This is a genomic window from Algicola sagamiensis DSM 14643, assembly GCF_000374485.1.
GTDB classification, from domain to species: domain Bacteria; phylum Pseudomonadota; class Gammaproteobacteria; order Enterobacterales; family Alteromonadaceae; genus Algicola; species Algicola sagamiensis.
Genome location: NZ_KB894527.1, coordinates 1 through 1,011, shown reverse-complemented (window position 1 = coordinate 1,011; position 1,011 = coordinate 1). Strand labels below are relative to the sequence as shown.

The window sequence follows — 1,011 nt, the reverse complement described above, 5'->3', positions numbered from 1 at the left end:
CAGCCCTTAAGTTTTATAAGCATTAGTGGAACGCATTGGAAAGTGCGGCGATACAGGGTGATAGCCCCGTACACGAAGGTGTTTTTAAGATGAAATCGAGTAGGTCGGGACACGTGTTATCTTGACTGAACATGGGGGGACCATCCTCCAAGGCTAAATACTCCCAACTGACCGATAGTGAACCAGTACCGTGAGGGAAAGGCGAAAAGAACCCCTGTGAGGGGAGTGAAATAGAACCTGAAACCGTGTACGTACAAGCAGTGGAAGCAGACTTGTTCTGTGACTGCGTACCTTTTGTATAATGGGTCAGCGACTTACATTTTGTGGCGAGGTTAACCGAATAGGGGAGCCGTAGGGAAACCGAGTCTTAACTGGGCGTCCAGTCGCAAGGTGTAGACCCGAAACCGGGCGATCTAACCATGAGCAGGTTGAAGGTTGAGTAACATCAACTGGAGGACCGAACCCACTAATGTTGAAAAATTAGGGGATGACTTGTGGCTAGGAGTGAAAGGCTAATCAAGCCCGGAGATAGCTGGTTCTCCCCGAAATCTATTTAGGTAGAGCCTCGGACGAATACCATTGGGGGTAGAGCACTGTTTGGGCTAGGGGGTCATCCCGACTTACCAACCCCATGCAAACTCCGAATACCGATGAGTACTATCCGGGAGACACACGGCGGGTGCTAACGTCCGTCGTGGAGAGGGAAACAACCCAGACCGCCAGCTAAGGTCCCAAAGTGATAGTTAAGTGGGAAACGATGTGGGAAGGCTTAGACAGCCAGGAGGTTGGCTTAGAAGCAGCCATCCTTTAAAGAAAGCGTAATAGCTCACTGGTCGAGTCGGCCTGCGCGGAAGATGTAACGGGGCTAAAACTATCCACCGAAGCTGCGGCAGTGTCCTCGTGACACTGGGTAGGGGAGCGTTCTGTAAGCTGTTGAAGGTGTGTCGAGAGGCATGCTGGAGGTATCAGAAGTGCGAATGCTGACATGAGTAACGATAATGGGGGTGAAAA

1 rRNA gene is annotated in these 1,011 nt (G+C 51.0%); it reads left to right on the top strand.

Annotated features, from left to right (window positions below):
- A 23S ribosomal RNA gene (locus tag C505_RS0120910) occupies window positions 1-1,011 on the top strand; the annotation flags it as partial.